Consider the following 10,482-nt stretch of genomic DNA (forward strand, 5'->3'; position numbering starts at 1 on the left):
ACTAGGGTGGCCTCATGAGCGACAACCATGTCAGTGCACGAGCACTGGACGCACTGTTGGGACAGTGGCGCGGGGGAGCGAGCGCCTATCTTGCCTTGAGCGATCGCATCCGTTTGCTGACCCTCGACGGACGGATCCCCACCGACAGCCGCCTGCCGGCCGAGCGCGATTTGAGCCTGCGCCTCGGCGTGAGCCGCACCACCGTCACAGCGGCCTATCGCCAGCTGCGCGACGCGGGCTACCTGCGCAGCGTGCGCGGGTCGGGCAGCGTCGTTCGGTTGCCGGGGGCGACGGTGGCGGCCTCCGCGGGCGTGGCCGACGACATCCTGGATTTCAGCAAGGCTACGATGCCGGCACTGCCCGGGCTGGCGGATGCCGCGGCGCACGGCGTCGCCGAGCTGCCGCGGCACCTCGGCGGCGCCGGTTTCGACCCGGTGGGTATTCCCGAACTGCGGGCGGCCATCGCCGACCGCTATACCGCTCGCGGGCTGCCGACCGCGCCCGAGCAGATCATGGTGACGCTCGGCGCCCAGCACGCCATCGCCCTGCTGGCCCGCGTGCTCATCGGACGCGGGGACCGCGTCCTGATCGAGACACCTACCTACCCGCACGCAGCCGAGGCGCTGCGCGCGGCCGGTGGCCGCCTGGTTGCCGTGAACGTGTCGGCGGGTGGGCCGGACGAAGACCCGGCTGCCCGCGGCTGGGACGAGACCACCCTGCTGCAAACGCTGCAGCGTAGCAGCCCCGTGGTCGGCTACCTCATGCCCGATTTTCACAATCCCACCGGTCAGAGCATGCCGGCCGAGCAGCGTGCGCGGGTGGCCGCCGCCGCCGCGGACTCGTGCACGACACTCGTCATCGACGAGACCATCGCCGAGCTCGCCATCGACCGGGAAGGCGAGTTTCCGCCGTTCGCGGCCTGCGCCGACGCCCGGTCCGCTCCGCGTGTCGTCAGTGTCGGTTCGGTGGGCAAGACCGTGTGGGGCGGCATCCGCATCGGCTGGATCCGAACCGAACCGGCGCTCATTCACAAACTCGTGGCCGCCCGCTGTGCCAACGACCTTGGCACGCCCATTCTCGAACAACTCATCGTGACGCGGCTGCTCGCCGAGATGCCCAGCGTCCTGGACGGGCGCCGCGAGCTATTGCGCGTTGGACGCGACCATTTGGAGCGCCGACTCGCCGACACTTTCCCGGATTGGCAGGTGCCGCATGTCGACGGTGGAATCACCACCTGGGTCAACCTCGGCGCTCCGGTGAGCTCGCAGCTCGCGCTCGCCGCGCGCAGCTACGGCCTGCTCGTGCCGGCCGGTCCACGCTTCGGCATCGACGGCGCTTTCGAGCGGTTCCTGCGACTGCCGTTTTCGCACTCCGTCGACGACACCAACCGAGCCGTCGACGCTCTGGACGCCGCCTGGGGGTCGCTGCTGCGGCATCCGTTTGTCGATACCGGCTACCTGGCCGAAGTGGTCTGACCCACCCGGCCCCTAGCCGGGCGGTCTGCGTGCACTGGCATAATGAACTGGTGCATTTTCTCGCGGTAGTGAGCATGAAGAATCGGGCGCTGATTGCCCTCATCACCATTGTGGCGGCCGTGTTCGGCAGCCTCGCCCTGACCGGACTCAAACAGGAGCTGATTCCGTCACTGCAGCTGCCGCAGCTGCTCGTGTCGACGAGCTACCCGGGTGCTTCGCCACAGGTCGTCAACGACAACGTGTCGACCCCGATCGAAACCGCCATTCAGGGCCTTGCCGGCCTCGAATCGACATCGACGACCAGCACCACCGACTCCTCGCTCGTGAGCGCCACCTTCACCTACGGCACCGACCTGGTCAAGGCTGAATCCCGCATCGACCAGGCCATCAACCGCATCCGGAACGTGCTGCCGGCTGACGTCGACCCGCAGGTGATCAGCGGCAGCATCGACGACTTCCCGGTGATCTCGCTCGCGGTCGCTTCGAGCGACACTGTGACGCTCGCCGATCAGCTCAAACGCAGCGTGCTCGGCGACATTCGCGACGTGGCGGGCGTGCGTGATGCCGCCCTGGCCGGAGATATCGGCCGTAGGGTCACGATCACACCCAATATCGACGAGCTCGCCGCGCGCGGCCTCAGCGCTTCAAACATCACGTCGGCGCTACAGCAGAATGGTTCGCTGATACCGGCCGGCGCGATCACCGAGAACGACACAACTTTATCGGTGCAGGCCGGCGGGAAGCTCGGCTCGGTCGACGACATCGCCGCGTTGCCGCTCGTAGCGAGCTCGACCGCGTTCCCCAGCGGCGCAGCGGATGCCCCGACCACAACGATCGGCGATGTCGCCACGGTAGCCCTCGTGGAGAACCCGGTCACGAGCATTTCCCGGGTGAACGGCGAGCCCGCCCTCACTATCGCCGTCACCAAGGTGCCGGCCGCGAACACGGTTGACGTGTCCAGGGGGGTTCGCGCGATCCTGCCGCAACTCGAGGCGGCCGTCGCTCCCGCTACGTTCACGGTCGTATTCGACCAGGCGCCGTTCATTCAGCAGTCGATCGACGCGCTCACCCAGGAAGGCCTGCTGGGCCTCGGCTTCGCGGTGCTCGTGATTTTGTTGTTCCTGCTTTCGGTGCGGGCCACGCTCGTCACGGCGATCTCGATTCCCACCTCGGTGCTCATCACCTTCATCGGTCTCCAAAGCGTGGGATATTCACTCAACATCCTCACCCTAGGAGCCCTCACAATAGCCATCGGCCGGGTCGTCGACGACTCGATCGTGGTCATCGAGAACATCAAACGGCATCTCGTTACGGGATCGGACCGCGCCGCGACGATCGTCTTCGCCGTTCGTGAAGTGGCCGGGGCCATCACGGCGTCGACCGTCACGACGGTCACCGTATTTCTACCGATCTCCTTCGTCGGCGGCTCGACCGGCGAGCTGTTTCGGCCGTTTGCGCTCACCGTGACGATCGCGCTGCTGGCCTCCCTGCTCGTCTCGCTCACCATCGTTCCCGTGCTCGCGTACTGGTTTCTGCGGGCGCCCAAGGTTGTGGCCGGCCTCGATGGCGTTTCCCCGCGTGAGTCGGCCGCAGAATCGGCGATCGTGCCCCGCGGGCCCGATGCCGTGGTGGTAGCCGGCGCGGGGGCGACCGGTGAGAACCCGGGGCGGCTGCAACAGAGCTACCTGCCGGTCATTCGCTTCACCCTCAAGCATGCCGTTGCGACGCTGCTGCTCGCGGTACTCGTGCTCGGCGGAACGGCCGCGCTCGTGCCGTTCATGAAGGTGAACTTTCTGGGGTCGACCGGGCAAAACACGTTCCGGGTGACGCAAACGCTACCGGTCGGCAGCAGCCTGGCCACAAGGGATGCGGCTTCTACTGCGGTGGAGACGGCGCTGCGGAACCTCGAGGGCATCGACATCGTGCAGCTGTCGATTGGTGGCGGCAGCGCGGCGAGCGCGTTCCGTGGTGGGACACCCAGCTCGAGCGCTGTGACCTACTCGATCACGACCGCCGACGGCGCCAACGCCGATGCGGTACAAAACGAAGCGCGCACGACGCTCACCGACCTCACCGATGTGGGTGAGATTTCGGTGGCAGCGGCAAGCGGGTTCGGAGCCTCCTCCGACATCGCCGTCGACATCACGGCGGCAACGGATGCCGACCTCCAGTCTGCGACGACGTCCATTCTCAGCGCTGTACAGAATCTGAGCGCCATCAAGGAGAGCGCCAGCACCCTTGCCGTGTCGCTGCCGTACCTGGCTGTCACGGTGAACCGGTCGGCGGCGGCCGCGGCGGGGCTCAGCGAGCTTGCCCTCGGAACCCTCGTCGCGCAGGCCATGCAGCCCAGTTCGATCGGGTCGATCGTGATCGATGAGACCAAACTGACCGTGTATCTGTCGGCGGAGTCGCCACCGACGACATCCGCTGCTCTCGCGGCACTGCAGATTCCCACGCGTACCGGCTCAGTGGCCCTCTCGACTCTCGCGACCGTTGAACAGGTGGATGGTCCGAGCACACTCACCACGGCGAAGGGACTGCGCACGGCGACCGTCTCGGCCACGCCCGCCAGTGACGACCTGGGCGCGGCGAACGCGCAGCTGAGCCAGGTGCTCGTCGACACGGCGCTGCCGACCGGGGCCACCGCGACGCTCGGCGGCGTCAGTGCTGACCAGGCAGAGGCTTTTGCGCAGCTCGGAGTGGCGATGCTCGTGGCCATCCTTATCGTGTACATCGTGATGGTGGCGACGTTCCGCTCATTGCTGCAGCCACTACTACTGCTCGTGTCGGTGCCGTTCGCGGCGACCGGGGCAATCGCGCTGCAGGTGGCGACCGGCATTCCACTCGGGGTGCCGTCACTCATCGGTGTGCTCATGCTGATTGGAATCGTGGTCACCAACGCGATCGTGCTGGTCGACCTGGTCAATCAGTACCGGCGACGCGGTCTGTCGGTGCCCGACGCCCTCGTCGCCGGTGCGAGCCGCCGGTTGCGGCCCATTTTGATGACGGCGCTCGCCACGATTTTTGCTCTGCTGCCGATGGCGGTCGGCCTCACCGGCCACGGCGGTTTCATCTCGCAGCCGCTGGCTCTCGTTGTCATCGGCGGGCTGGTCTCGTCGACGGTTTTGACGCTGATCGTGCTTCCGGTGCTCTATCTGCTGGTCGAGGGCACCCGTGAGCGACGTGCCGCGCGTCGGGCTGCTGCGTAGTCAGTTGCCGAGGTCGACTCCGCGATTCAAGAAGAACGGTTGGGGGTTGACGCGCACGCCGTCGACTCGAACCTCGATGTGTGTGTGACAGCCGGTGGACAGACCGGTACTGCCGACGCTGGCAATTTGTTGACCGGCGGCAACGTGATCGCCGACAGCGACCAGGGTGTCGCCGGCGGCGAGGTGGGCATAGCCCGTCTCAACTCCCGCACCGTGATCGATGAGGATCCAGTTGCCGTAGCTGCCGAGGGCGCTGGCCGCCCGCACGATTCCGGCGGTGGCAGCGAGGACGGGGGATTTGCAGCTCGCCCCAATGTCGGTGCCGAAGTGGAAGGCGCCGACGCCGGGGATCGGACGGACCGGGCGCGGCCCGTAGGCATCCGATATTGCACCGTGTGCCGGGTTGGCCCAGCCCTGATCACTGAGCTGGCCGACGTCGGTGAGAGTGATCGGGCGCACGCCGAGTGCGGCTAGGGTTGCGGCGGCGGTCGCCGCCTGCGAGGCTGCGGTGACCAGCGCCAGTCCCGCGATCTCGAAGTCGCTTGTGGCCGCGTCGAGTGTCGCCTGGCTGGCGTCGACGGATGCCGTGCTCGCGGCCGTGCGCGTCTCGGCGTCTTGCTGATTCAGCTTGACCGCTCGCGCCGTGTCGGCCTGGGCGCGAGCCTGGATCGTCTGGATGTTTTCGGTGACGTGGTTCAGCTGGTCGAGCGTGCTGAGCTGGTCGAGCATGTTGCTGAGTGAATGCCCGCCGAGAAAGACGTCGGCGACGACGGCGCCGCTTTGTTGCTGGGCTAGCTTGCGCGCGAGTGCGGCGAAGCTGCGGGTGGACGCGGCGGCGGTCGTGGAAGCTTCAACGGCCAGCCGGTGCACGAGGGAAACACGACCCTGCGCCGTTACCTGGCTCGCCCGCCTTGATTCCAAGTCGACGTGCGCGGTGTTGAGCACGGCTTGCGCGGATTGCGAGCGGGTGAGAGCATCCGCCAGCGCTGCGCTACGTTCCACGGACAGTTTTTGAGCGGTTGCACGGTTAGCGGCAACGCGCGCGGCGGCGGCCAGCTGCGCCTTGAGGGCCTGTGCGGCTGCTGCGCGGGCATTACCTGACTTCTGAGCCGCTGCTTGGGCGGCTGCCTCTGCCGCGGCCCGCGCGACGCCATCGGTGGGCGTGGACATGACCGGGTTCGGGCCTGTGGATAGCCCGGGAGTCTCGCTCGTCGGTGGGATGGGGCCGTCGTTCGGTTCTGGGGCGGGTTTCACTGTCGGTGTCGGTGTGACTGTGGGTTCCGACGTGGGTGTCGGTGTGACTGTGGGTTCCGACGTGGGTGTGGGTGTGAGCAGGATCGGGGGTTCGGGTGTGGGTGTGAGCAGGATCGGGGGTTCGGGTGTGGGTGTGAGCAGGATCGGGGGTTCGGGTGTGGGTGTGAGCTGAGCCGGGGGCGTGGGCTGAGCGGGGGAGTCCGGTGTGGAGCCGCCGCTCGGTGGCAACGCGGGTTGCGGCGTTGGCGTTGGTTCGGGGGAGGGGGCCGGTACCGCTTCTGGCGTCGTGCTGGTGATCGGCGTCGGTGTGGAGGGGGGGCGGGCGGGCGCGTCGTCGGCGCTCGCCGTGATCGGTGCGCCGAACAGAACGAGTGCCGTGATGACGACCGCCGCCAGCCAGCCATCGCGGTCTTTCGGTGCTCGATGCTCGGCAGTTCGATGCTGCGGTTTCGCTCGCCCGATCCGCAGGATGCGACGGCGGTTTTCGGGGAGCACCATTGCGAGACCTTTTCCATTCGGGTAATGGATGCACGTGGCTCGGGCGGGCCAGCGTGGCGCAAGTATGGCACGGCACCGGTGTGCTCACAACAGGGTGAATTCGTTGTTTAAGGTCACTACAAGGTCGGTCGAGCGTCACACCAAATCGATGGCCGCAGCACCGCGCACCGCGCCCGACGCGACGAGAGCGACGACCCCCTCGATTTCGGGGGAGAGAAAGCGGTCGTGCCCGGGGCCGGCGGCTACGGTGCGCACCAGATCGCGAACCGCTGCGGTCGCCACGGCGGGGGTGAGCGGCGCGCGCAGATCGAGCGATCGTGCGGCGGTCATGATTTCGATCGCGAGCACCCGGCCGAGCCCGTCGAGCGAGCGGCGCAGCTTGCGGGCGGCGTGCCAGCCCATCGACACGTGGTCCTCCTGCATCGCCGAGGAGGGGATCGAATCAACGGATGCCGGCGCGGCGAGACGCTTGAGCTCCGACACGATGCCGGCCGCCGTGTACTGCGCGATCATGAGCCCGGAGTCCACGCCCACTTCGTGCGCGAGAAACGGTGGCAGGCCCTTGCTTCGGCTGGCATCGAGGTGGCGGTCGGTGCGTCGCTCACTCATGCTCGCGACATCCGCCGACGCTATGGCGAGAAAGTCGAGCACGTAGCCGAGTGGGGCGCCGTGGAAGTTGCCGTTCGAGCAGACGCGTCCGTCAACGGTGACGACCGGGTTGTCGATGGCGCTGGCCAGTTCGCGACCGGCCACGAGGGCGGCGTGGGCGGCAGTGTCCCGCGCGGCGCCGTGTACCTGCGGGGCGCAACGCAACGAGTAGGCGTCCTGCACCGACGTGTCTTCCGGGCCGGCGTGGCTCGCGAGCAGGGCGGAGCCGTGCAACAGCCGGCGCAGGTTCGCGGCACTGTCGGCCTGGCCGAGCTGGGGCCGCAGCTGCTGCAGATCGGCCGCGAAGGCGGCATCCGTTCCGAGTAGGGCTTCAACGCTCATCGCCGCGGCGATGTCGGCGGTGGTGAGCAGGCGGGCCAGGTCATCGAGGGCGAGCACGAGCATGCCGAGCATGCCGTCGGTGCCGTTGATCAGGGCGAGACCCTCCTTTTCGGCGAGTACGACGGGCGTGATGCCGGCAGCGGAGAGGGCGTCGCCTCCGCCGAGCAGGGTTCCGGTCGCATCCCGCGCGCGGCCCTCGCCCATCACGACGAGGGCGCAGTGCGCGAGCGGGGCGAGGTCGCCGGAGCAGCCGAGCGATCCGTATTCGTGCACGACCGGGGTGATCTGCGCGTTCAGCACGGCGGCGTAGGTCTCGGCGGTGGCCGGCCGCACGCCGGTGCGTCCGGTCATCAGGGTGCTCAGCCGTAACAGCATGAGGGCGCGTATGACTTCGCGTTCCACCTCGGGACCGCTGCCGGCGGCGTGTGAGCGCACCAGGCTCGCTTGCAGGTGGGCGCGCCGGTCGCCGGTGATGAAGGTCGTCGCAAGGGCGCCGAAGCCGGTGGAGATACCGTAGTGCGGCTCGGTATCGGCCGCGAGGGCCTCGATGATCGCGCGGGTCGCGGCGACCTCCGTCAGGCTCACCGGGTCGAGAGTGACCCGCGCGTTGTGCCGAGCGACGGCGATCACATCGGTAAACGAGAGCGCGGCGGTTCCAACGACGACGCTCGCGGTGACAGCAAATGCCCCGCTCCCGTTGTGTGCGGAGGTGGGGGTGCTCGGGGAGGTCGTGATGGTCATGCTTCGATTGCACACCCTCGCGGTGCGCGGCGACAGGGTGAGAGGAAGGCCGGTGTCTGGTATACCGGACATAAGCATCCGCTCTGAAAGGAACAGCGATGGCGTCGAAGGTTCCGGCAGCATGGAGCACCCTGCGGGTTCTCACGCATCTCGCCGCCCAGCGCGGTCCGATTCCGGCGGCCGCCCTGGCGAGCGCCCTCGACCTGCCGCGGTCAACCGTCTACCAGTTGCTCGACGTGCTCATGGCCCAGGGGTTCGTCGTGCACCTGCCCGAGGAACACCGCTACGGGCTCGGCGTCGCCGCCTTCGAGCTGAGCTCCGGGTTCAGTCACCAGGAACCGCTTTCCAGGCTCGGCCGCCCTCTGATTGCCCAGCTCGTCGACCGGTTGGGGGAGAGTGCTCATCTCGTGGTGTTGCACGGGCGTGACGTCATCTACCTCGTGGAGGAACGCGCCGCGCATCGCCCCTCCCTCGTCTCCGACGTCGGGGTGCGGTTGCCCGCGCACCTCACGGCCAGCGGACGCGCCCTGCTTGCGGCGCTGCCCGCAGCCCAATTGCGCGCGCTTTATCCGACCGCGGCGGCCCTCGAACAACGCGACGGCCGGGGTCCGCGCACAAAGCTCGAGCTGCGGGCGGTGCTCGATCGCGTCAGAACGGATACCTACGCCACCGAAGACGGTGAGATCACGCCCGGCATCGCCTCGGTGGCGCTCGCCGTGCGCGACCATTCCGGCTGGCCGGCCGCCGCGATCGCCGTGACGTTCGCGCACGACCGGTTCGATGAGGCCCACTGGCCGGAGATTGCCCGGGTTGTGGCGGCGACCGCCGCAGAACTGTCCCGCCGGATCGGCGGTCGGCTGCGCTGAGGCGCGGCCGGGCCCCGCCGCGCCTCGCCTCGCGGCACTCTTTCGCGAAGGGGGCGCTCGTTCCTCGGGGTGCCCACTACTCCAGTGAGTGCCGCGAGCGGTTACAGGGTTTTAGCGAAGCAGACGCTGAGTTCTTCGCCGACATAGGGGCCGAACAACTCGATCTGCTCGTAGCCGCGTCCACGGTACAGCGCCATCGCCGCGTGTTGCAGCGTGCCGGTTTCCAACGCGAGAGAGCGGATGCCGCGGCCAGCGGCATCCGCTTCGATGCGGTCGAGCAGGCGGCGGGCCACACCGCGGCCCCGAGCCTCTGTGTGTACGAATAGTCGTTTCAATTCAGCGCGGGTATCCGGGCCGAGCGGAACGAGAGCGGCCATGCCGCAGGCCACCCCGTCTTGGTCGCGAGCCACGTACACGTCGACGCCGGGACGTTCGAGTTCGTCGGTGCTGAGCAGAAACGTGTTCTCCACGGGATACAAGGAGTGCGCAAAGACGGTGCCGGCGGCGAGAAGCGCTTCAACGTCGGCCTGGCGTGGCGGCTCAATATTGATCGAAATCGTCATGAGACCAGAATAGAGCGAGACAACCTGCACCCTTTTGCGTGACTTTTCAGCACGCATCGGGTAGCGTGTACAAGTCGGCTCTTGACACCGCGCTGTGCGCGGATGGGTTTGTAAGTCAAGTTGGGCCGGTTTCCCAGTAATCCGCTGGTGAAAAATCACTGTATGTGAACGGCCCCGGCCATAGACTGCCCGGGTTCTCAGTTACGTCGCATGTGCGATGTTGTTCTGCCATGTACTGAACACAACCCAGAAATATTTTTATGCCTCAAGGCAATTCGCACAACCCCGCCGCCGGTCGCGGCGGCAAGAACTTCGATCCCAAGTACGCCTCCAAGGGCGGATCGGGCCACGGCGGTTCCAACAACGCCGGCAGCAAGAGCCCCGGACACCGCGGATACCGCGCGGACGAGGGTGCCCCCAAGAAGCAGCGTTGGAACGCCGACGAGCGCGCCGCGCGCTCGAACGAGCGTCCGTCCAGCGAACGCCCGGCCTACGGCTCGCGTTCCGTTCGCCCCGAAAACGGTGGCCGCACCAACAGCGAGCGCAACGAGCGTCCGGCCTACAACAATGACCGTCCCCGCACGGACCGTCCGTCCTACAACAACGACCGTCCCCGCACGGACCGTCCGGCCTACAACAACGACCGTCCGTCCTATGGTGACCGTGCGCCGCGCACCGACCGACCGGCCTACAACAATGACCGTCCGGCCCGCACCGACCGTCCCTCCTACGGTGACCGCAGCAGTGCGCCGCGCACTGAGCGCCCCTCCTACGGTGACCGCAGCAGTGCTCCCCGCACCGAGCGTCCGTCCTACAGTGACCGTGCGCCGCGCACCGATCGTCCGGCCTACAACAATGACCGTCCGGCCCGCACCGAGCGTCCGTC

At 67.7% G+C, this 10,482-nt stretch carries 6 protein-coding genes and 1 pseudogene; 4 read left to right on the plus strand and 3 right to left on the minus strand.

The annotated features are described in order from the left end of the window. The first annotated feature begins 14 nt into the window (after positions 1-14). The gene (gene yczR, locus E3T50_RS12075; RefSeq protein ID WP_134552180.1) at positions 15-1,475 is read left to right on the plus strand and encodes a MocR-like transcription factor YczR; all 1,461 of its coding nucleotides are present in this window, start codon (positions 15-17) and stop codon (positions 1,473-1,475) included. A gap of 50 nt (positions 1,476-1,525) precedes the next feature. Continuing rightward, the gene (locus E3T50_RS12080; protein WP_134552182.1) at positions 1,526-4,684 is read left to right on the plus strand and encodes an efflux RND transporter permease subunit; all 3,159 of its coding nucleotides are present in this window, start codon (positions 1,526-1,528) and stop codon (positions 4,682-4,684) included. Here the strand turns inward: E3T50_RS12080 and E3T50_RS12085 are convergent, their stop codons facing one another. Both E3T50_RS12085 and hutH read right to left on the minus strand, forming a co-directional pair. Further along, positions 4,685-6,436: a M23 family metallopeptidase gene (locus tag E3T50_RS12085; RefSeq protein ID WP_166784289.1), complete on the minus strand. Its 1,752-nt coding sequence runs from the start codon at positions 6,434-6,436 to the stop codon at positions 4,685-4,687. A gap of 135 nt (positions 6,437-6,571) precedes the next feature. Next, entirely contained in the window at positions 6,572-8,167 is a 1,596-nt protein-coding gene (gene hutH / locus E3T50_RS12095; protein ID WP_134552186.1) for a histidine ammonia-lyase, read from the minus strand. 98 nt (positions 8,168-8,265) lie between these two features. Between hutH and E3T50_RS12100 the strand changes: the two genes are divergently transcribed. Then, on the plus strand, positions 8,266-9,033 hold the full coding sequence (locus E3T50_RS12100; RefSeq protein WP_134552188.1) for an IclR family transcriptional regulator: 768 nt from the start codon (positions 8,266-8,268) through the stop codon (positions 9,031-9,033). Between the two features lie 101 nt (positions 9,034-9,134). Here E3T50_RS12100 and E3T50_RS12105 read toward each other — a convergent pair whose 3' ends face one another. Further along, positions 9,135-9,596 (minus strand): GNAT family N-acetyltransferase, encoded by a 462-nt coding sequence (locus E3T50_RS12105; RefSeq protein ID WP_134552190.1) that lies wholly within the window; start codon positions 9,594-9,596, stop codon positions 9,135-9,137. A gap of 260 nt (positions 9,597-9,856) precedes the next feature. On the opposite strand from E3T50_RS12105, the pseudogene E3T50_RS12110 reads away from it, so the two are divergent. Next, positions 9,857-10,482: pseudogene (locus E3T50_RS12110) on the plus strand (DEAD/DEAH box helicase); the annotation flags it as partial.

Source organism: Cryobacterium gelidum (assembly GCF_004403985.1).
Taxonomy (GTDB): Bacteria; Actinomycetota; Actinomycetes; order Actinomycetales; family Microbacteriaceae; genus Cryobacterium; species Cryobacterium gelidum.